We start from the raw sequence: 22,295 nt of genomic DNA, 5'->3' as shown, positions 1-22,295 counted from the left end.
GCCGGGATAGCGTCATCGTCGGTCCAGAGTGTGGCATAGGCAAGCGACACGTTTGGGATGAATCGTGGCGAAGCCCCGTCAGCAGCCACGATGGTTGACGCTGGGTCACAGAGCTAGTGACCAGTTCACCCGCACCTCGATCTGCTGTGTTGCGGCTGAACGAGTCGTGGGGTAGTAGGTCGTTTCAGGATGCTCACGGTGTGCGACGAGACAGATCAGTGGTAGTGGGACCGTACCTGAGTCGTCACATCGGCTCCGGATGTGTTTCCTGTGACCACACCCTCGGCTTCTGCATCGCCCGCTCGACCAGGTAGGGGTTGTGCACCGTTCGCTGCGTCGAGGTCCCGAGGCGGCAGAGGCGAAGCGCTGAGGTGGAGGCAGCCCGAGTGATGCGAGTGTCGTCAAGGAGGCGCTCGAGAGCATCGAGAGATGCGGCGTGGAGCGTGATTGTCCCAGGTCCGAACTCGCTGTAGTCGGCGGGCGACGACGATATCTCCGGGTGATGGCGCAACAGCCGGACAAGTCCGAAGTCGTCGGTGACCTGTGCTTCGATCTCGTTGGCTTGGACGAAACCGATGACACGCCCCGACGAGTCTTCACGCAGGATCGTCAGGGACTCGGTCCGCGAGATCGAAAGGCAGACAATCACCGAGTACCTCGCACCCTTGGAGCCGCGCTTGGAGTCCGGAAGACAGCTGATTGACCAGCTCCGATGCTCCGTCAACGCCGGGAACGGAACGCACCGGAACAGGTAGGCCCTGATAACGCGGGTGATCTGACTCGCTTCGGGGAGCGCCAAGAAGAGATCGAACTTGCCTTTTGCGCCGCCGAAGTCAGAGACCTTGAATGCCTGCAGGGGTGTTTCGTCGTTCCAGTTGACCTGGTCAGGATGAGCGAACCATCGGGCGATCGTTTCGTCGGCTGATGAACCAGAGAACAAAGCGGTGAACTCGGCCGAGGGCTCGATGGGGTTCGCCATCTCGCGGAAGTTACGGGCAACGAGCCCGTCCTTCTGGGCGTCGTGGATCAAGGTGCGCTCGGCGTTGAGAAGCTGCTGCTTGCGAGCTTTGCTCCGACCGGGCAATGCTGCGGCGGTCTTGTCGTAACGCAGGCAGAACGCCTCGATTTGGCCAGCATAGGTCTTGTGATGAGTTGCGAAACGGTTCCGGAAATTGACGGTTTCACCGATGTAGCAGCTGCCGTCGGTGAACGCGAGGACATAGTGGCCCACAGGGCTGCGATCGGCGATGAAGTCAGATACCTCTGCTCGCGAGGCCCATGGCCCGGTCATGTGATGGGCACGGACCCACTCTGAGAGGTGCTCTTTCCGGACGGCGACGTCCTCGTCATTGGTGTCGAGTCTGGCTGAATACGGGTCATCCGGAAGGTTCGTGGCGGGGGTGATTCCGCCCTGGGAGTGCCAAACTGGTTCAGCAGCAACAGAATCTGGCATCAACCTTGCAGGGGCGACCGCCAGTGCGAGGCCGAACAGAGCATGGAAATCGATCGGAACTGTGGTGCCGTCGACGCCGAGTACCCCTGATGCCGAGTTGTCGGGCGTGAGGTGCCCGTCCTCGCCGCGAAGCAGAAGGATGGTGACCGGCGAGGCCATCCTCAGGCCGCGAAGCTCCCACGCGAGTCCGACGAGTTCCGAATCCCACGCCGTAGGCGGTAGGGCCTTGATCGTCACACGGTCAGACTTGGCCTCCGCCTTGATCCGCCACCCCAAGCTCAGAAGTGCGTAGACAAGATTCAGCGGGGTCGGCTCGGACAGATTCACGTCGCCGCGGATCGGCTGCGGAACCCCCGTCTATACCCACCTCCCGGAGTCCCCCCACACCGCAACGGGCTCGTCGTGGCCGGTGCACCGGATTTGCAGAGTGTCGCCGGTGCTCATCCACGCAGTGAGCGAACTGCCCGGTGTGAGCGATTCAATCAGAGCCGGGGTGCTCGAATCGTCGGTGTAGAGACTTGCCCCTTCCAAGGCGTCGAGATCGTCGAGAAGGTCGCTGGGGTCGATCTCGTCGATGCCATCATTGTCGGCTTGTGGATCCATCGCGTGACCGGCCCTCCGGTGTCCTACTGGTGCGCTGCATTGACGCTGAGAGTCTCGCATAGCTATCGGACGAGTGAATACAGGTCGAAACCACCGTCGGCTGACGCCCAACGCCAGAACCCGCGCGGGCCGTCAGACACTCCGGTACGGTCGCTCCACCCGATCTGCTGCGCGACTGCGCGCACGTTAGATTGGATCGAAGACCAAGACGCGTTCACGGAGGTGCAGGTCAGTGCAGAACGAACGGTGGGTCGAGATCTCACCGTCGCAGTTCGAGCATGAGGCGAAGGGCCTCGCCTACATCAAGCAACTGCTGCCCGACAGCCCGCCGTTCCGGGCGTGGTCGAACTTCGAGTTCCGCGACAACCGCGGGCGGTGGCACGAGGTCGATCTGCTGGTCCTGGCCGCCGACACGCTGTATCTGATCGAACTCAAGTACTACAAGGGTGTGCTGCGCGGCAACGACCATGTGTGGCAACGCGCCGGATACCGGTCCGAGGATTCACCACTATTGCTGGCACGGCGCAAGGCGCAGTACTTCAAGTCGCTGCTCAAGGACCGGATCGAGGAGAGGACCGGGCAGCGTGGCGCCGGCAAGGTCATCCCGTACGTGCAGGAGTTGGTGTTCCTGCACCACCCCGATCTCGTCTGCGAGATGCCCGCGAGCTCGACGATCAACATCTACGGCTTCGACGAGAACGAACGCACCAGCGGACTGACCGGTATCGGACAGCGTCTGCTGCAAACGCCGCGGCATGAACCGGTCAGCGAAGAGAAGTCGCTGCTCATCCGCGATCTGATGGAGGCGATCGGGCTGGCGCCGCGCCGACAGCGTGAGGTCGGTTCGTGGGTGATCGACGAGGAGCCCCTCGGCGACGGCGAGGGCTGGCAGGACTGGCCGGCGTTCCATCACGTCGACACCGAACGCCACGCCCGCATCCGCTTCTACCTGCCCCGGCCCGGCGCCACCTCCGCCGACCAGCACGCCCAGGCACGCGCCGTTGAACACGAGTACCGACTGCTGGCTCGGCTGCGGCGCGACGGCCTCCAGGTCCCGGTCGACGTGGTGAAAGAACCCGAACTCGGCATCGGCCTGGTGTTCACCCAGTCAAAGGACGACGCCCGCCTCGACCTGTGGCTCGCCGACAACCGCAGCCGACTCACCCTCGACGACCAACTGGAACTGATCGCCGAGATCGCCGAGATCATCCAGTACGCGCACCGCCACCGCGTGGTGCACCGCACGCTCAACCCCCGCGCCATCACCATCCGCTCCCGCAGCCACAATGTGCAACCGCAGGTCACAGACTGGGACACCGCCGGGGTACTCCCGGCAAACGCCGAATCCGGGGTCACCCGACTCACCGCCGGCGCACTGAGCCTGATGGCCGGCGCGCTCAGCGATCAGGCCCGACTGTTCGCCGCCCCCGAGGACATGAAGTCCACCGACCCAGCACGCCTCGACGTCTTCGGGGTGGGTGCACTCGCGTTCTACCTGCTGACCGGGGGCCGAGCTCCGGCCACCGAACGCGGTGAACTGATGGATCGGCTACGCCGCGACCACGGGCTCGACCTCGCCGCCGATATGCCGCAGGCCCCGTCGGCGCTACGAAACTGGGTGCTGACGGCCACTCACCCCGTTCCAGCCGAGCGGTTCTCGACGATGGCCGATCTGCTCGACGGACTCGAGCAGGTGCGTCGCGACCTGACCCAACCCGACACCGGCTCCGACCCCCTCGAAGCCGGCCCGGGCGACGACCTCGGCGACGGACGATTCGAATACAAACGGCGACTCGGCGCGGGATCGACCGCCGTCGGCATCCTGGTGATCGACCGGCGCGCGGGCAATGCCGAGCGTGTACTCAAGGTTGCCCGCGACGACGAGGCCGCCGGCCGCCTGCACGACGAAGCCCAACTCCTCGGCAAACTCAACGACCCGCGGATCGTGCAACTGTCCTCGGAGGTCACCGTCGGCGGCCGCGACGCCCTGGTGGTGCAATACGCCGGCCGCACCACCCTTGCCGAGGAACTCACCGCCAAGGCCGGACGACTGTCGATCGACCTGCTCGAACGGTGGGGCACCGACCTACTGCAGGCGCTGGTCGCCCTCGAACGCGCCGGCGTGATGCACCGCGACCTCAAACCCTCCAACCTGGGTGTGTTCGCATCCAGCAACCGCGCCGACACCCACCTGATGTTGTTCGACTTCTCCATGGCCGGCGTCGACCCGCGCAACATCGAAGCGGGCACCCCGCCCTACCTGGACCCATTCCTCGGTCTCGCCGGCCGCCGCCAATACGACACCGCCGCCGAACGCTACGGCGCCGCCGTGGTCCTCTTCGAGATGGCCACCGGGCAGGCACCCCGCTACGGCACCGACCCCGAGGTCAACCCCGCCGCCACAGACGACGACGTGACCGTCACCTCGGACATGTTCGAACCAGCCGTGGCCCACGCACTCACCACGTTCTTCACCGCCGCCCTCTCCCGCAACGCGGCCACCCGCCCCGACACCGCCGAGGACATGCTGCGCATCTGGCGGCAGGTGTTCACCGAACTGGACTCGGCGACAACAGAACCCGACGCCGGTACCGAAGTCACCCCGTCGACCACCCTGCAGGCCGCCGGCCTCACCGCCCGCGCCGTATCCGCCCTCGCAGCAGCACAGGTCACCACCGTCGGCGAACTCCTGGCACTGGATTCCACCCGGCTCAACCGGCTGGTCGCCAAGGAGGCCAAACCGACCCGCCGCGAGATCCTCGACCGCTACCAGACGTGGGTCAAAAAGCTCGACCCCAAGAAGAAGCGCCTCACCGCGACAAGCACGCAGGGCCTCCTCGGACTCGACGACGCCGTGACCCTACTGCTCGACGCGGTCGGCACCCAACGCGCCAGTACCCGACGCCACGCGGCGGAACTGCTGCTCGGTACTCGCCCCGGACTCGATGCCTTTGCCAGCGGCCACGAACTCGCCACAGCACTGGACAAAACCCTGCCGCGCGGCCACCAGCTCCTCAAGGAGCTGCAAGCCGATTGGGGCGGCAACGCCGATACCCGCACGCTGCTCGACGGTGTGCTCGACGTCGCCAGCACCGTGCTCCGCGACTCCGGTGGCGTGGTGGCGATCTCCACCCTGACCGCCGAAATCCGCGGCCGGTTGCCGCAAGCCGATTCCGGGACCGCGGACGTCGCCGAACGGGCCCGCAGGGAACGTGCGGCTGCCGGACTGTTGCGTATCGCCTACGACCGGTTGACCGAGCATGAATCCGCCGAGGGAGACCGGCAATTGGTGCGGCGTCGCCACGGCGGTCGACTCACCCTCGTCGCCGACGACGAAAAATTGCTGGCCGCTGCCGAAGCGGCCGCCAAACGCGCCGACGAACTGGTCACCGCCGCGCACTCGACCGGCGCCACCGACGGCGTGGTCGCCGCCGGCACCGCCGTCCGCGAACTCGGCCGCAGCTTCAGCCGCGCATACCGCAGCGCCACCGACCCAGACACCCCGGTTCCGGTACCGAGCGACGCACGGTTGGTGCGGCTGGCCGCCGCGATCTCGCGGAACACCGCGGTGTCCGGTCGTGGCGAATTGCACTCGCGCACCATGGAACCGAGTGCCGCACTGCGGCTTGCGCTCGGCGGCCTCGCGCAGACCGAACAACTCACCGCGGGGGAGGTGCGAGCTCGGGTGGCGGCGCGCTTCCCCGATCTGGATCGACTACCGCAACGCCCCCATCTCGATCCGATCGTCGCGCGCGCTGAACTCGGACTCTCCTGGGACGAGACGCGTTCGCGCTACCGCTACGAGACGCAGGCGCCACCAAGCCAGACGTCCCTACACACCCGACAGGCCACCCACCAGGGCTCCAGCCCCGAAGCCACCGAACCGCAGTGGACCGGCGGCGACGTCCGAGCCCAACGTGACATGCTGGCCACCTCCCTGCGGGAGAACGGGTTCGTCGTCATCGGCGTACCGGTACACCGACCCGGCGAGCACGATGCCGTCGCGCACTCCCTCGCCGGCGACCATCACGGCGAGCTCCTGGACGTGACCGGTGTCATCGTCACGAAGATGCGAGAGTTCTCCTCGGCCAAGGGATTACCCTGGGAGCTGGTCCGCAGCGCCGACGCCGCAGAATCCGGCACCCGCGACGCCCGCGGCCTGCGGGCAGTTCTCGATCAGGTGATGCCGCAGTTCCGCACCGAGCTGGAACAGCAGGTCTTCTCCGACGACGTGCCACCCGGAAACGGGCCGCTGATCCTGCGAGAGCTCTCGCCGCTGGCCCGCTACGGCTACCTCGACGTGCTGGCCCACCTGAGTGACCTCTCGGCGCCCCGTCGCCGCCCGGTGTGGGTGGTGGTCCCGCAATTGCGTGGGCAACGCGGCGCCATGGTGGACGGAAAACCGATCCAATTGGGTTCACCAGGTGGGCAATTCGTCGTGTGGTCACCGGCGGCCGACACGGCACAGACGCACGACGACGACACGGAAACAAGTGAGGTGGTGTGACCGTGGCGTTTGTTGCGGCCGAGTTGGTGAAGGCCCTGCGCACACAGTTGGGTCGACTCGAAGATGACCTGCGGGCCCGGGTCGATGGCGACGACGTCGCAGCCCGCCAGGAGGCGGTCGCGGCGCTGTGGCGCGCCGAGCACGCTGAAGCGTTGTCCGCGCAGCGCACCGCCGCGTCGTGGCAGGCGTGGCGCGATGAGCGGGTCACCCAGTCGGCAGTGGCATGGCTGCTGCTCACCGTCTTCGCCCGGTACTGCGAAGACACCACCCTGGTATCCAAGGCGTGGATCGGCGGACCCGACGCCGACTCCCGTCAAGAGGCGCTCGACGCGCGACGCACCTACTTCGCCGCCAACCCCGAACACACCGACCGAGACTGGCTGAACACGATCGCCGACCACTTCTCCACGCTGGAAGCGACTCGCGGACTGGTTGACTCGTACTCGCCGATGCACCAGGTCGCGCCGTCGGGTGACGCCGCCCGCGAACTCCTCGAGTTCTGGTGGGACAAAGACGATGCGGGCGAGCCGCGCTGGAGCTTCACCGGGGTCGACACGCGATTCCTCGGCGACGTGTACCAGGATCTCTCCGAGTGGGCGAAGGACACCTACGCGCTCCTGCAGACACCGGAGTTCGTGGAAGAGTTCATCCTCGACCAAACCCTCGAACCCGCCCTCGACGAACGCCCCCTCGATGGGTTCACCGTCATCGACCCCACCTGCGGCTCCGGGCACTTCCTGCTGGGTGCGTTCCACCGGCTCCTCGACCGCTGGCAACGCGAGGCCCCCGCCCTGGGACAGCGCGTGCTGGTGCAGCGAGCCCTCGAATCGGTGTACGGCGTCGACATCAACCCCTTCGCCGTCGCGATTGCACGCTTCCGACTCCTCGTCGAAGCACTCCACGCCAGCGGCGACAAGTCGATCGAGAAACTGATCGACATCAAGCTGAATCTCGCTGCGGGCGACTCGCTTTTGTGGGGTGCGCGGCAGCAGGCGCTGGACGATGATATGTGGGGTGCGGGCCAGGAACGGCTGGTGCTCTCGACCGAGAACGCGGAAGCCTTGAAGGGCATCCTGCAGCGAGAACACGACGCGGTGGTGGGGAATCCCCCATACATCACGGTCAAAGATAGAGCTCTCAACCAGACGTATCGTGATCTCTACAGCTACTGCAAGGGGCCGTACCCGCTGACGGTGCCATTCATGGAGCTATTCTTCGATCTCGCGAGAACCGATCGCGGCAAGGCTGGCTGGGTCGGGCAGATCACGTCGAACTCGTTCATGAAGCGCGAATCCGGTGTGAAGCTCATCGAGGAGTTTCTGTGGACCCGCGACCTTCGCCGGGTCATTGACTCATCGGGCGCCTACATCCCGGGTCATGGAACGCCAACAGTGATCCTCATCGGCCGTAACCGATCACCGGTAGGCGAGACCGTGCGGGCTGTACTTGGTGTTCGCGGTGAGCCTGGACGACCAGAAGACCCAGCCAAAGGTGTTGTCTGGTCTGACATGGTTGGCCACACCGATGAGCCCGGCTACGAGAGTTCCTGGATAACGGTAGCTGACCTCGACCGCGCATTGCTTCGATCACACCCGTGGAGTTTGAGTGGTGGTGGAGCAGTAGAGCTACTTCACGAAATCGACGAGGCGACCGCAAATGCGCTTGGGTCGGTGATCTCCGGAAAGATAGGATTCGCAAGCTTTCCGGGCGCAGACGACGCATTTTTTGCTCCCCGCCACGCGCTTGGTCGTTTCGGCATAGTGGCATCACTGTCGCGTCCGATTATTCTGGGCGAATACGTACGAGACTGGGATATCCAGTCTGGTGACTCTGCATTCGTCCCCTACGATCTGGACGCGCAGCCAATTGGTGAGGACCAGGATGCGAGCTGGTGGCGGCGGCAATGGCCACTCCGAACAACCCTCGGGGCCGTGACTGGCTTTGGTGGTGAAACGACCGCAGAAGCTGGGAAGCAGTGGTGGATTTGGTACCGCTGGGTTCCAGCGCGCTACCGCACCCCCCTCTCGATCACCTTCGCCTTCGTCGCAACGCACAACCATTTCGTCCTGGACCGCGGCGGCAAGGTGTTCAAGCAGTCCGCGCCGGTGATCAAGTTGCCGGAGGGAGCGAGCGAGGACGACCATCTGCGGCTACTTGGGGTGCTGAACAGCTCGGTCGCGTGTTTCTGGCTCAAGCAAAACAGCCAGAAGAAGGGTGGCGGCGGGCACGGTGGTGGGTCGGCTGAGAATGAGTGGTCACATACGCATGAGTTCACCGGCACCACTCTGAAGGACTTCCCGCTCCCTTCCTCGTATCCGTTGGTCCGCGCTCGCGCGCTCGACAGCCTCGCTCAGGAACTCGCCGCTCAGGCACCGTCGGCGATCGCCGAGCGCGACATACCCACCGCCGATGCTCTCGACACCGCCCGCGCCGAGGCAGAACGACTGCGCGCGTTGATGATTGCGCACCAAGAAGAACTCGACTGGGAGTGCTACCGCTTGTACGGGCTGATCGATGAGGACCTCACCTACCCTGGCGATCTTCCCGGAATCAAACTCGGTGAGCGTGCATTCGAGATCGTCCTCGCCCGCGCAGTGGAGGACGGCGAACACACCGCCTGGTTCGAGCGTCACCGTTCCACACCCGTCACCGAGATCCCGGCGCATCTCCCGGCCGACTATCGCGAATTGATCCAACGCCGCCTGGACGTCGTCGAGTCGAACCCTGGCATCCGGTTGTTGGAGAAGCCAGAACACAAACGGCGCTGGGCCAGTGATCCGTGGGACAAACGCGTCACCGAAGCCCTGCGGGACTGGCTGCTCGACCGAACCGAGAATCGGGACCTGTGGTTCGAGGACGGTCATCCGACGCCGCGCAGCGTAGCGCAGTTGGCCGATCGTCTCGACCGCGACGAGGATTTCCGGCAGGTACTGCGGCTGTGGGCAGGTAGTCAGGACGTGTCGACCGGCGCCGCACTGGAGAAACTGCTCGCCGACGAAGGCGTGCCGTATCTGTCGGCACTGCGTTACAAGTCGAGCGGCCTCACCAAACATGAAGCGTGGGAACACACCTGGGATCTGCAGCGCCGTGAAGATGCCGGCGAGAAGCTGGACGCGCCGATTCCGGTGCCACCCAAGTACAAGCCCGCCGACTTCCTCAAGACGTCGTATTGGGCGCGGCGCGGCAAGCTCGACGTACCCAAGGAACGGTTCATCTCCTACCCGGGTGCCGGCCGCGACTCGGACCCCACGATGCTGCTCGGCTGGGCCGGCTGGGATCACGCCGAACAGGCCCTCGCGCTGGCCGGGGTGATCGACGAACGCATCAGCGCGGATGGATGGGACCAGACCAGCCGCGACAAACTGGTGCCGATGCTGGCCGGTCTGGCTGAACTACTGCCGTGGGTGCGGCAGTGGCACGGCGAGATCGACCCCGAATTCGGCGAATCGGTGGCCGACACTATCGACGAGGTATTGCGTTCGCACAGCGCCGAACTCGGCATCGGCCCCGACGAACTCGCCGCATGGCGGCCACCGGCCGCCACCCGCGGACGTCGCACCCGGAAGACGAAGACGGAGGACACCTCGGCATGAGCACCCTGCTGCGCGATGTCATCAACATTCCCGAACGCACCGGCGCGGACGACTATGTGCTGCGGCTGACCGACAGCACCGACGATGATGCGCACATCCGGGCCACCCTCGACCAATACGTGCTGACCGAATCCTTGGAAGCGAACTTCGCTGCTGCACTTGGCCTGGTGGCCGACGGCATCGACAACCAGACCTCGCGCGCCGCGTTTCTCACCGGCTCGTTCGGCTCCGGTAAATCGCACTTCATGGCCGTGCTCTACGCGTTGCTCGGCAACCATCCGGCCGCCCGCTCATCGAAGTACACCTCGCTCACCGGCCGCTACGACGAACAGCTCAACGGCAAGTCCGTACTGCGGCTCACCTACCATCTACTCGGAGCAAAAAGCTTGGAAGAAGCCGTCTTCCGCGGCTACCTCCGCCAGATCGCCCGCCTACACCCCGACGCGCCGCTGCCCGCGGTCCACGTCACCGACACCCTCATTGAGGATGCCGAGAAGTTGCGCGGTCAGATCGGTGACGACGCGTTCCTCGCCGGCCTTTCCGGAGGCGACAATGGTGCCGGCTCCGCCGACGCGTGGGGACCGGTGCTCGGTGGCGACACCTGGGACCTCGACACCTACCTGGCGTCGGTGGCCGCGCCACCCGAGGACACCAAACGCACCACCCTGGTGTCGGCGCTGGTGCGCAGCTACTACGGATCGTTCGTGGAACAGGCCACCTACGTTGACCTCGACCGCGGACTCGTCGCCATCACCGAGCACGCCCAAACCCTCGGCTACGACGCCGTCGTACTGTTCCTCGACGAGCTGGTGCTGTGGCTGGCGTTTTCCGTCACCGACAGCGAGTTCTTCTCCCGCGAATCGCAAAAACTGACCAAACTCGTCGAATCCTCCGGCAGTCGTCGTCCGATCCCGTTGGTGTCCTTCGTGTCCCGGCAAATGGATCTACGCAAATGGTTCGCCGATGCCGGTGCCTCCGGGGCCGAACAAGATGCCCTCGACCGCGCGTTCCACTATCAGAAGGAACGCTTCTACGAGATCGAACTCGGCGACGACAACCTCGCCGAAGTCGCGCACGCACGTCTGTTGCGGCCTCGCGACGATGCCGCGGCTGCCGTGCTGGATGAGTCCTTCCGCTCGGTCACCCGCAGCCCCGAGGTATGGGACGTGCTGCGTGACACCATGAACGCCACCGACAGTCACACCGGCGCCTCTGAACGCGAGTTCCGGCTCACCTACCCGTTCTCCCCGGCGCTGGTCGCCACCCTGCGGCACCTGTCGTCGGTGATGCAACGCGAACGCACCGCCCTCAAAGTGATGCAGCGGATGCTCGTCGACCGCCGCGACACACTGACCACCGCCGACCTGATCCCGGTCGGCGACGCCTTCGACTACATCGTCGAAGGCAACACCCCCATCGACTCGCACGCCGGCACCATGTTCACCGCCGCCTCCGAGCTCTACCGCACGAAGCTGCTACCGATCCTGCTGCGCGCACACGAGGTCACCGAAGAACAACTCGCCGACGATCCGGCGTCGGTGCCGGTCGGTTTCCGGGCACACGAACGGATCGCCAAGACACTGCTGCTGTCCGCGGTCGCCCCCAAGGTGCCTGCGCTGCAGGACATCACCGCATCCCGCCTGGCGGCACTCAACCACGGTTCGATCCGCTCCAAACTGCGTGGCGGTGAAGCCCGCGTGGTACTCGGTGTGGTGCGCGGTTGGGCCAAGGACGTCCCCGAGATCACCGTGTCCGAGGGCACCAACCCGATCATCCGGGTGCAACTGTCCGACGTCGACTACCAGTCGGTGCTCGACCGTATCCGGGCCGAAGACAACGCCGGGCGCCGTCGCGTGCTGATCCGCACCCTCGTCCACCGGGCGCTCGGCGTGAGCACCGCACAGGACGACCTCGTCGGCGCGGCCACCCGCACCATCACCTGGCGAGGGTCGCGACGCGAAGTCGACGTCGCGTTCGGCAACATCCGCGACCCCGGGTCGGTGCCCGAGCAGGCCTTCGACAACCGGCCCGGCACCTGGAAACTCGTCGTCGACTACCCGTTCGACGAACAGAACTTCTCCGCCGCCGACGACATCGCCCGCATCGACCGCCTGCTCGCCGGTGGCGACCGGCATTGCATCGCGTGGCTGCCGAAGTTCTTCTCCGCCAAGGCCCTCGACGATCTCGCTTTGCTGGTCAAGCTGGACTGGCTGTTCACCGGCAGCGGCGAACGATGGCAGGAGAACTCCGATCATCTCTCCGCGTCGGATCGAGCGCAGGCCCGCGGCATCCTGGAGAACCTGCACCGCGGCATCCTCACCTCGTTCGACCTGCTGCTGCGGCAGGCCTACGGCATCGAGGCGCAAGACCCCAAGATGTTCGTCGACGACCCCGGCCACACCGAGGTGCTGATCTCGCTGAGCAAGGACTTCAGCCCCAAACTGCCGGCCGCGCTGTCACTCAACGACGCCTTCGACAAGGTGATCGACCAGGCGTTCACCGCTGTCTACCCGGCACACCCGCAGTACATCAACCCGGGCGACGAGGTCACCTCCCGCCAGTACGAGACGGTGCGCGACTATGTGGAGCGGGCAGCCACCGACAGCACCGGGCGGGCGCCCACGCTTCCGGGTACCGAACGCAAAACTGTGCAACGCATCGCCGAACCCTTGCGGGTCGGTAAGGCCACCGAAGACCACTACCTGTTCGGCGAGGACACCTTCGCGTTCTGGGCTGGCGAACTCGACCGGGCCGCCGCGGACGCCGAACGGGTGACCGTGGGACTGCTGCAACGCCGCATCGACACCGTCACCCCAGCTTGGGGTCTACGGCCCGAAGCGCGGGATCTGATTGTGTGGGCGTGGGCCTTGTTGCGCAAACGGGCATGGTTCGACGCGGGCGCACCCGCCCGCTCGCTCAAGCTCGGTGCCCTGCGCGAAAGCATCGAGCTGCGTGCCGAGGAGCTGCCCGAGGACACCGACTGGGAGAAGGCGCGGCTGCACGCCAGCCAGCTCTTCGGCTACACGATGCCGCGGACCTTCCTCACCGGCGCCAACGTCGCCGAGTTCGCCGACGCCATCCGCACCCGGAGTGTCGAGCACCGCACCGAACTGCAGAACGTCGCCGATCAGCTCACCACCGCGCATCGCACGCTGGGGTTGGAGGTGGCTGACTCCGACCGGCTCGCCGGCGTCCGTGAACTGGCCGGCTTCCTCGACGACCTCGCCGGGACGAGCGGCAACGTCGCGCTCATCGCCATGCTGGCGCGGATGCAGCTCGCTGTGGCCGGGCAGACCGCCGGGCAGATGCGGGCCGACGCCGGTGCCGACGCCGTCGCGCTGCGCACCTTCCAGTGGCGGCTCCTCGACTCCGTCCTCGCCGGCCGCGACCTCGCCGGAGAGCGGGGCAGCGCGGCGCGGTCGATCGTGCGCAGCCTCGAGGAGCTCATCGTCACCCCCGGCCGGTCGCTGCGCGACGAAGTCGGCCGGATGGAGAGCAAGGTCGTCGACTGGGTGGTGGAGGGTCAGCCGAAGCGCGACGACGACGACGATGACGACGAGGGTGACGACGGCTCGACCGACACCGATAAGCCGAGCGCCACGCACGACGTCAACGTCTCGGGTGTCGCCGACGTGGACGAGCTGGCCGCCTCCTTGCGGGAGGCGTTGGCCACCAACGGCTCCCGGGTGCGGGTGAAGTGGTGGGTCGAGTGAGCACTCTTACCGCGACCCGGCCGATCATCGCCGCCCGGCTGCAGCAGGCCGTCGACAAACGCTACCGCCGCGGCGTCCTCGGCCTGCGGGCGTCGGCCACCTGGCAGGACGGATCCTTCACCCACGACGGCGTACCGGTGACCGTGGTGGGTTGCCCGTCGACGCTGGCGGTGTGGGAGGCGATCGAGACCCGCGACGACCAGGGCTGGCTGGTGATCCTCACCCCGGTCGACGAAAAGGAACTGGGCGACGGGGTGCTCGCCCATCTGATCGACAACCGGCTGCTCACCCCGGACCCGTGGGCGGCGCTGCGATCGATGTTCGCCGCCAACACCATCGAACCCGCCCTCTACCGGGTGCCCGACGACCGTGGCCTCGCGCTCGGACTGCTCGCCGCCCTGCCGAACACGGCCGTGACACCCGCGCCGGGCGGCGTCCTCACCCGCGACCACGCCATGTCGACACTGGCGCACGCGGCGCTGAGGGTGACTGACGACCCTCAGGTCGAGATCGACGCATCGGCCGTGCTCGAGTGGAGCCTGCGCCTCGACGTGTCCGACGACCTCGCGCACCTGCGTGCGGTCGGCGGGCCCTCCGTGGTGGCGTCGGCCACCGCATGGCTGGCCGAACGTGCCGGCCGCCTCGGCCCGGTGGTGGGGCGACTCCTCGCCGCCGACCGGATCGGGGACCTCGTCCCGCTGGGGTTGGTCGCCGGCCTGATGGTCGGCGACGCCCCCGGACGCGAGTTGGCGCGCGGCCTGTTCCTCGGCCACTACACCCTCGACGGGCTGACCGAAACCGACCTCGTCAACTGGTCCGACGACGCCGCCGGACTCGTCATCGGCCAACTCGACCCCTCAGCCAGGAACCCTGTCCTCACTGCTGCTGCGGCACACGTTAACAACCGCGGTATCGGCGAACTGGCGCGCACCTCCGAACTCCTCCCGCACGGCCTGTCCGCACGCTACGACGCATTGGCACACGCGATCACCGACGCGATCCCGGACGATCCCGCGACCGCACCGACCCCCGCGGCGGCGGCACCTGTCCAACACGCGTGGCAAGAGGTGACCCGCCACTTCCTGGCACCCGAGGATTCCTCGCTCGCCGGCGCCGACGCCGCCGTCCGCCTATTGCGTTGGCTCGTCGCCGACCTCGACGCCACCGGCGATCTCGCCGCACTGACCGCCGACCATGTTGGCAGCGGCGCCTGGGTCGACGCAGCACTCATCACCGCGCGCCGCGGCGTCGACCATCGCGGTCTGGCCGAGGCCATCGCCCACGTCATCGACCGTGCGGTTGCGCGTCGACGCACTATCGACCGGCGGTTTGCGGCCGCGCTCGCCGACACCCCGCATCCCACCGGTCTGCTGGTGGAGAACTTGCTGCGCGACATCGTGTTTCCGCTCGCGGCCCACACTCCGACGCTGTTGGTGGTGGTGGATGCGTTGTCGGTGGCGGCGGCAATCGACGTGGTAGCCGCGGCCCGGGACGCGGGCTGGACTGAGGCGGCTGTCGGTGGGACGGCACACCGGACCGGCGCGCTCGCGGTGCTGCCCACCCTGACCGGCCGCAGCCGCTGCTCCCTGCTGTGCGGGCAACTCCGGGAAGGCACGGACACCGCCGAGCGCTCCGGCTTCCTCGACGCCATCCGCGAGACCGGGTTACAGGCGGCACCCGGCCGCCCCGATCCCATCTTCCACAAGAAGGCCCTCGACACGGTGCCCACCGGCGCCGACCTGGCCACCGAGGTCGCCGACGCCATCGCCGACCCGACCGGCCGTCCGCTGGTCGCGGCGGTCCTCAACTACGTCGACGACACCCTGCACCACACCGACCCGGGCGGCACCGACTGGTCGCTGCGCACCATCACCCACCTGCGCGCGCTACTCCGCGACGCGCAACGCGCCGGGCGTGCAGTGATCATCACCTCCGACCACGGGCACATCATCGAACGACGCGACTCGGTGAAACTGGCCCGCGCCAGCCACTACGGGCAACGCGCCCACGGCCAACTCGACACCATCACCGACGGCGAGACCCTGGTGCGGGGCCCACGGGTGCTCACCAACGATCACGCGGTGGTGCTCGCCGTCGACGAGACCATCCGCTACGGACCCGTCAACGCCGGCTACCACGGCGGCGGCACGCCCGCGGAGGCGGTGGTCCCGGTGATCGGGCTCTACACCGGTGATGTGCCGGCGACCCTGCAACCCATCGGTGACGTCGAACCCGCCTGGTGGCACACGCCCGTCACTGCCGATACGGACAAACCGGTTCGCGCGACACAGACGCAGACAAGTGTCTCGGCGCCAACGCTGTTCGACGACGACGAACCGGTCGTCGAAACCCCTCAGACGTCACTCGCTCAAACAGTCCTTGGTACGCCGGTGTTCGCCGCCCAATGGAAACTGGCCGGCCGCATCGTGGTCTCGGAGGCGCAGGCCGGTGCGCTCATCGGCGGACTGCTGGGCACGTCGAATCGGGAACTGCCCCTTGCGCAGGCTGCCAGGCTTCTCGGGCTGGGCGAGAATCGGGTCACTGGCGCGCTGCTGCAGATCAAGCGGGTCCTCGACGTCGAAGGCTACGAGGTACTCGCGCTCGACGGGCCGGTGGTGCGCCTCGACGAGCATCTGTTGCGCGAACAGTTCGGGGTTGGCTCGTGACCGCGGCGGTGTCGCCGCGGCGGCGGCGCGAGATCCTCGACGCGTTGCGGCGGGGGACGGTCCCGTCCAATGGCCTCGACCAGTTGGCGGTCGGCCTCGGCAGGTTCGAGTCCGAGATCGAGACCGAGCTGGGGGTGGTCGCGGGTGGCGGCGCGATGTTCAAGGCCGTCCGGGGTGATTACGGTTCGGGCAAGACGTTCTTCGCGCGCTGGCTCGGTGACCGAGCGATGAAGCGGGGCTTCGCGGTCGCCGAGGTGCAGATCAACGAAATCGACACGCCGCTGCACAAGCTCGAAACCGTGTACAGGCGCAGCATCGAATCGCTACGGACCGCATCGATCCCACCATCGGCGCTGCGCCCCATCCTCGACGCGTGGTTGTTCACCATCGAAGACGACGCCGCGAATCAGGGCGTGGGCATCGACGAGTTGCTGGAACGGCGCCTGGCCGCTGTTGCTACCAGTGCCCCGGTGTTCCCGATGGCGATCCGCGCGTATCGGCGGATGATCGCCGACGGCGACAACGACGGCGCCGACGGTCTTGTCGCCTGGCTCGGCGGCCAGCCGCACGTCGCGGCCGCTGTCAAACGCCGCGCCGGGATCAAGGGCGACCTCGATCACTTTCTCGCGCTGGGGTTTCTGCGAGGGTTGCTCGCTGTGCTGTCGGATGCGGGCAATGCGGGTCTCGTCCTGGTTCTCGATGAGGTCGAGACGCTGCAGCGCATCCGATCCGACGCCCGCGCCAAAGCGTTGAACGCGCTGCGGCAGTTGGTCGACGAGGTGCACGACGGGCATTTCCCAGGTTTGTATCTGCTGATCACCGGAACCCCCGCGTTTTTCGAAGGGCGGCAGGGAATCCAGTTGTTGCCGCCGCTCGCCGACCGGTTGCACACCGACTTCTCCCGCGATCCCCGCTTCGACAACCCCCGCGCCCCGCAGTTGCGGTTGACCGGTTTCGATGTCGACCGGCTGGTGGAACTTGGTGGACGGGTACGCGAACTATTCTGCAACGGAATCGAATCCGCAGATCGGGTCCGTAGTACCGCCGACGACGAGTTCCTGCGGCGCTTCGCCGAAGCCGTGGCCGGCGGCCTGGGCGGCAAAGTGGGGATCGCCCCCCGCCTGCTCCTACGCAAACTCGTCGACGTGCTCGACGTGATCGAACTGCACCCCGACTTCGACCCCTACACTGACTACGACATCGCGATCAGCGACACCGAACTGTCTGACGCGGAGCGTGAAGCACTCTCGGCCGACGACATCGACCTCGACGTCTGATGACGACCGACCCGTTCGACCAACTGCACCCCGGAGTGCAGTACCACCTGGCGAACACGTTGCGCTGGAACGGATTACGGCCCACCCAGGCCGCCGCCGTCGAACCGATCCTCGCCGGAGATGACGCGCTCGTCCTCGCGCCGACTGCCGGAGGCAAGACCGAGGCGGCAACATTTCCGCTGCTGTCGGCGATGGCCGAACACGGGTGGCAGGGTGTGTCGGTGCTGTATGTGTGCCCGCTGAGGGCGTTGCTGAACAACCTGCAACCACGTCTGCACACCTACGCCCAGTGGATCGGCCGCAGTGCCGACGTGTGGCACGGCGACGTCGGACAGGCTGCGCGACAGCGGATTCTGCGGGAACGGCCCGACATCCTGCTCACCACTCCCGAGTCATTGGAAGCCATGCTGGTGTCGACCAAGGTCGACCCGCGAGTCCTGTTCGACGGACTGCGCACGGTGGTCGTCGACGAGGTGCATGCGTTTGCCGGGGACGACCGCGGCTGGCACCTGCTCGCCGTACTGGAACGGCTCTCCCGGATAGCCGGCCGCCCGCTGCAGCGTATTGGGCTCTCGGCGACCGTCGGTAATCCCGACGAGCTCCTCGGCTGGTTGCAGGGTGGATTCATGGACCGGCCAAAGGTCGTGGTTGCCCCGCCAGTCACTGATCCCGTCGCGACGCCGGAGATCACCGTCGACTACGTCGGCTCCCTCGGGAACGCTGCCACCGTCATAGCCACCCTTCACCAGGGCGAGAAGCGGCTGGTGTTCGTCGACTCACGTCGCCGTGCCGAAGAACTTGGTGCCGCCTTGCGCGATCGGGGCGTGAACACCTTTCTGTCGCACTCGTCGCTGTCTGCTGGCGAGCGCCGACGGTCCGAAGCCGCGTTCGCCGACGCCCGCGACACCGTCATCGTCGCCACATCCACGCTCGAACTCGGCATCGACGTCGGCGACCTCGACCGCGTCATCCAGATCGGTTCGCCCCGCACCGTTGCGTCGTTCCTGCAGCGGCTCGGCCGCACTGGACGACGGTCTGGAACGGTCCGCAACTGCCTGTTCCTCTGCATCGATCACGATCAGGAATTGCTCGCCCTCGGCATGCTGGCATGCTGGGCGCGCGGCTGGGTGGAGCCGATCACCCCGCCACCGTCCCCGCGTCACATCGCGGCCCAGCAGATGCTGGCCCTGTGCTTGCAGGAGCATCGCGTCGGTCGATCGTCGTGGCGACAATGGTGGGGCACGTTGCCGGTCTTCGACGAGACTACCGACGAGATCATGAACTTCCTTGTCTCCCAAGGCTACTTCGAACCGGATGGCGACTTTCTGCATATCGGACCGGAAGCAGAACGGCGCTTTGGTCGCCGCTACTTCTCCGACCTGACCGCGGTCTTCAGCGCCCCACCCGAGTTCACCGTGCTGGCCGGCCGCAACGAGGTCGGCACCATCGGCACCGATCTCCTCGTCGAGGAGGTTCAGGGTCCGTGTGTTCTGTTATTGGGTGGGCGGTCATGGACGGTCACTCACGTTGACTGGAAACGCCACCGGTGCTTCGTCGAACCCGCGGATTCCGGCGGGAGAGCAAAGTGGTCCGGGTTGGGTGGGACCGTATCCTTTGACATCGCCCGCGGGATGCGGTCGGTGCTCCTCGGAGCAGACCCCGCAGGTGTGACCCTCACCCGTCGTGCGCAGGACGGGTTGGCCGAGTTGCGAGAGACCTTCCGTGGGCTGGTGGTTGAGGACGGGCTCGTTGCTGTATTGCCGAGCCAGGGAACCGGGCGATGGTGGACCTGGGCCGGTACCGCCGCCAACCGAACCCTGCAGGCCTCGCTTCCTCGTCTCGTCGATCCGCGGCAACGCGTCGACGAGCAATCGCTGCGATTGCTGCCGGGGATCACCCGAGACGACCTCAGGCGAGGGCTTGACGCCGTTGAATGGCGACAGCCCGATGTCGCGGCGAACGCGCTGTCCGGTTTGAAGTTCTCCGCGGCATTGCCGCCTGGTCTTGCCGCTCGGACGCTCGGTGAGCGGCTCGGCGATCCAGCCGGTGCGAGGACCGCATCCGCTGAGCAGACAGTGACGAACCGACAACAGCGATGAACCAGGAAGTAGCCAATGCTGATGTGTCATGTGGGCGATGACCTGTTGTCCGCAGGTGTCGAAGACCGATCGCTTGGAGATATGCCGTGACCGCGATCGAAAATGCCGAACCGGGTTCGCATGCGCGACGGAACTCAGGCACCGACGAGGTAACCGCGCGGGCGCCGGCTGCAGACTCCTCGCCGGGGTTCGTTGAGCGGATCGTTCAGACATACGTCGCGCACAGTGGAGGGGTACCGCCGGTCGTGCTGATGGGGGAGGAGGTTGCCGAGGCACTGAACCTTCGCTGGCCCGATGGCTGGGAAGCAGTGATCCTGCCGAATGGCGAGTTGGCCGAACGCGTCAATGCAGAGCTTGGAGCGAGGCCAGTGGTCCTCCTCCCGGAATGGCACCGCGAAAAATCTGAGCGCTATGCGGGATACGACCACGTCCTGTCTCGCTGTATGCCTACGACGTCCAGCAATTTTCTGGTGGCAGTATTGCCCGCAGGCGCGATGACCGAGCACCGGCGGGATCTTCGCGAGCATCTCTTTGGCCAATGGGATGCGGACCTCGTTGCTTTTGTAACAGGTGGAATCGAAGGTTTTCATCGCCGGTTCGTCACTACCGTTGTGGCTCTACGGCCGCCAGATCCTGCGCAGCAAACGATGATCCGGTTCTTTGCTGCAGAATCCCGGGACGGACTCGACGAATCGATCGAGAATCTTGCAAGCCTGCTGAGAATGAAGGGCGGTTCACGCCAGGGGGGCTTCGTTCTCCGAGAGCGGCCCACACCAGGTGATCGCATGGGATTTGGAGATCACGACCCGGCGCTGCGTGCGAGACGGGAGCAACTGGCCGCGTACGGCGATACTGTCGAGTTGGGAGAACTCTTCGACGCCTTGCTTCAGAAACCGATCAGACCGCACGAGCACGTGTCGTCGGACACACCGGGTGCTGTCCGAGTGCTCTCAGGCAGGGACATTCAACGAAACGGCGTGATTGCGCCAGTCGACGCTGACGCATCGATGTGGGCCGAGGCTGAGGACCGAATGGCTCTGCAAGCGGGAGACATCGTCGTCCGTGCCCTCCACCCCTTGGCGAGCAATGTAGGCGGGTTCGTTTGGGCAGAGGTGGGTGAGGAAGATTTGCCGCTGGTCGCCAGCCACGTAGTCGTGGTGCTGCGACCAAGGAGCTCTGTTCCAGCGATCAAGCGGGACTTCGTATTGCGGTACTTGCGATCTCGTCACTCGACTGAACTCTTTGAGGGTTCATCACCGGGGTCTGTTGCTCGACTGACTCGGTCCTCGATTTCTGAGATGAAGGTGCCCGTTCCTGACGCATCGCTTGAGCAGGCTTTGGCAGAGGTTGCAGGGGCGCGCGATCAGTACGCGACGTGGAGCAAGGCGGCGGAGTTGCTTCTGGACAGCGTCTTTGACGAAGATGATGCCGAAGTCGCGCGACAGCGACTGCTACGCGATAGCCGACTGATTCGATGGCGCATTGAGGCCGCCCACAGCATCGAGAGTATTGAGGGACAGGTTCGGAGCCAGTTTCCTTATCCGGTCTCGTTGCGTTGGCGGGTAGCGGAGTCACAGCTATCGGCTGGTGTAGACCGTGACGCCTATATGTCGTTGTTGGATGCCGCAGAACAGCTGCTGGCATACGTCGCGAGCATCGGTCTGGCCGTCGCTCACGACGCAGGGCTACGGCTTTCTGCAGTCGATGCAATCAAGAAGAAGCTCGAGTCCGGTCAAGGTCCCGCGTTGGGTGACTGGGTGGCAGTAGTTGACGAGCTCGGTGGAAAGAAGTTCACGTCGCTTGGAGGGCACCTCGGTACCAGCGACTTTCAAGACTTCTGCCGCGACGAGAGCGTCCGCGCATCAGTGCGATGGTTGTCGGCGCGCCGGAACGACGAGGCACACAATCGACGTGCAGACTCGGTTGACTTGCCGGCTCGGTGTGAAGACGCACGGTCTCATCTCTTGGTGTTGCTGAGTGGTGCGGGCTTCTTGATCGACCTGCCACTACTGTTAGTGACTGCTACGCAATGGGACTCGTTGGAAGGCCGCGGAACTATTTCCTTCCGCCGGCTCGCAGGCGATCACTCCGTCGTTGGGGTTGAGCAGATGACGGTGACCGATCCGACCATCGAAGCCGGGAGCCTCTATGTTCGGGATTCCAGGCAGGGGCTGCACCTGTTGCGCCCCTTCCTGGTGGCTCAAGAGTGTCCGATCTGTCGAAACCTCTCAATCTTCCATATCGACAAGGCCAGCGGAGGCGAGGTTACTCTCAAGAGCCTCGAGAACGGGCACACCTTGCACAAGCGGGACTTTGCGAGTGCATTCAAAGCCGTTGGACTCCTTGCAGGAGATCCCGATTGCGAGGAGCCGAACGACTCGTGA

8 protein-coding genes are annotated in these 22,295 nt (G+C 65.9%); 7 read left to right on the top strand and 1 reads right to left on the bottom strand.

The annotated features are described in order from the left end of the window. Positions 1–244: 244 nt before the first annotated feature. Positions 245–1,780 carry a GIY-YIG nuclease family protein gene (locus AC4AMJ_RS23035; protein ID WP_489914936.1) on the bottom strand — a complete coding sequence of 512 codons (1,536 nt, stop codon included), beginning with the start codon at positions 1,778–1,780 and terminating at the stop codon, positions 245–247. Positions 1,781–2,288: 508 nt separating this feature from the next. Between AC4AMJ_RS23035 and pglW the strand changes: the two genes are divergently transcribed. From pglW to AC4AMJ_RS23000, 7 genes are all read left to right on the top strand, one after another. Beyond that, positions 2,289–6,563: a BREX system serine/threonine kinase PglW gene (pglW, locus tag AC4AMJ_RS23030; RefSeq protein ID WP_489914934.1), complete on the top strand. Its 4,275-nt coding sequence runs from the start codon at positions 2,289–2,291 to the stop codon at positions 6,561–6,563. Then, positions 6,560–10,156: a BREX-2 system adenine-specific DNA-methyltransferase PglX gene (gene pglX, locus AC4AMJ_RS23025; protein ID WP_489914932.1), complete on the top strand. Its 3,597-nt coding sequence runs from the start codon at positions 6,560–6,562 to the stop codon at positions 10,154–10,156. The genes pglW and pglX overlap by 4 nt, the downstream gene beginning before the upstream one ends. Then, positions 10,153–13,869, top strand: a complete 3,717-nt coding sequence (locus AC4AMJ_RS23020) for a DUF6079 family protein (protein ID WP_489914930.1) — start codon at positions 10,153–10,155, stop codon at positions 13,867–13,869. Before pglX ends, AC4AMJ_RS23020 begins: the two co-directional genes overlap by 4 nt. Beyond that, complete coding sequence (gene pglZ / locus AC4AMJ_RS23015) at positions 13,866–16,535, top strand: BREX-2 system phosphatase PglZ (RefSeq protein WP_489914928.1); 2,670 nt, start codon at positions 13,866–13,868, stop codon at positions 16,533–16,535. Before AC4AMJ_RS23020 ends, pglZ begins: the two co-directional genes overlap by 4 nt. Next, positions 16,532–17,812, top strand: a complete 1,281-nt coding sequence (gene brxD / locus AC4AMJ_RS23010) for a BREX system ATP-binding protein BrxD (protein WP_489914926.1) — start codon at positions 16,532–16,534, stop codon at positions 17,810–17,812. The genes pglZ and brxD overlap by 4 nt, the downstream gene beginning before the upstream one ends. Beyond that, a complete protein-coding gene (locus AC4AMJ_RS23005; RefSeq protein ID WP_489914924.1) occupies positions 17,812–19,911 on the top strand; it encodes a DEAD/DEAH box helicase in 2,100 nt (699 codons plus the stop codon). Before brxD ends, AC4AMJ_RS23005 begins: the two co-directional genes overlap by 1 nt. Positions 19,912–19,997: 86 nt before the next feature. Beyond that, complete coding sequence (locus AC4AMJ_RS23000; protein ID WP_489914922.1) at positions 19,998–22,295, top strand: restriction endonuclease subunit S domain-containing protein; 2,298 nt, start codon at positions 19,998–20,000, stop codon at positions 22,293–22,295.

This window comes from Gordonia sp. LMA484, from assembly GCF_058129505.1.
The sequence above is the reverse complement of the archived record's forward strand: the minus strand, read 5'-3'. Positions and strand labels throughout refer to the sequence as shown.

Coding starts and splice junctions, on each gene's coding strand:
- AC4AMJ_RS23020 (WP_489914930.1), top strand. CDS start 10,153: ATGAGCACCCTGCTGCGCGATGTCATCAACATTCCCGAACGCACCGGC.
- AC4AMJ_RS23005 (WP_489914924.1), top strand. CDS start 17,812: ATGACGACCGACCCGTTCGACCAACTGCACCCCGGAGTGCAGTACCAC.